The 1,085-nt window shown below is 63.5% G+C and carries 1 protein-coding gene; it reads right to left on the bottom strand.

The window, feature by feature from the left end; translation table 11 throughout:
- A partial coding sequence (gene tuf, locus DQG17_RS21520; RefSeq protein WP_116135138.1) for an elongation factor Tu occupies positions 1-1,085 on the bottom strand: 1,085 nt, incomplete at both ends.

Genomic DNA, 1,085 nt, shown 5'->3' with positions numbered 1-1,085 from the left:
GCGATCAGCTCGACGGTGAAGCTGACGTTGTCGCCCGGCATCACCATTTCGGTGCCTTCGGCCAGCGTCACGGTGCCGGTCACGTCGGTGGTGCGGAAGTAGAACTGCGGACGGTAGTTGGCGAAGAACGGCGTGTGGCGGCCGCCCTCTTCCTTGGTCAGGATATAGGCTTCGGCCTCGAACTTGGTGTGCGGGGTCACCGAACCGGGCTTGCAGAGAACCTGGCCACGTTCGACGCCGTCACGGTCGATGCCGCGCAGCAGCGCGCCGATGTTGTCGCCCGCTTGGCCACGGTCGAGCAGCTTGCGGAACATCTCGACGCCGGTGCAGGTGCTCTTGCGCGTCGGCTTGATGCCCACGATCTCGACTTCGTCGCCGACGTTGATCACGCCACGCTCGACCCGGCCGGTCACAACCGTGCCGCGGCCCGAGATCGAGAACACGTCTTCGATCGGCATCAGGAACGGCAGGTCGATCGGACGCTCGGGCGTCGGGATATAATCGTCCACCGCCGCGATCAGTTCGCGGATCTTGTCCTCGCCGATCGCCGCGTCACGGCCTTCGAGCGCCGCAAGCGCGCTGCCCGCGATGATCGGAATGTCGTCGCCGGGGAATTCGTACGAGGTCAGAAGCTCGCGGATTTCCATCTCGACGAGCTCGAGAAGCTCCTCGTCGTCGACCTGATCGACCTTGTTCATGAACACGACCATCGCCGGCACGCCGACCTGCTTGGCCAGCAGGATGTGCTCGCGGGTCTGCGGCATCGGGCCGTCGGCGGCCGAACACACCAGGATCGCGCCGTCCATCTGCGCGGCACCGGTGATCATGTTCTTCACATAGTCGGCGTGGCCGGGGCAGTCGACGTGGGCATAGTGCCGGTTCGGGCTTTCGTATTCCACGTGCGCCGTCGAGATCGTGATCCCGCGCGCCTTTTCTTCCGGCGCAGCATCGATCTGGTCATAGGCCTTGAAGTCGCCGAAATACTTCGTGATCGCAGCCGTCAGCGTCGTCTTGCCGTGGTCAACGTGACCGATCGTACCGACGTTCACATGCGGCTTGTTACGTTCAAATTTTGCCTTTGCCAT

Origin of the sequence: Tropicimonas sp. IMCC34043 (genome assembly GCF_003390845.1) — a bacterium.
Classification (GTDB): Bacteria; Pseudomonadota; Alphaproteobacteria; order Rhodobacterales; family Rhodobacteraceae; genus Tropicimonas.
This window is presented reverse-complemented; position numbering and strand designations above follow the sequence as displayed.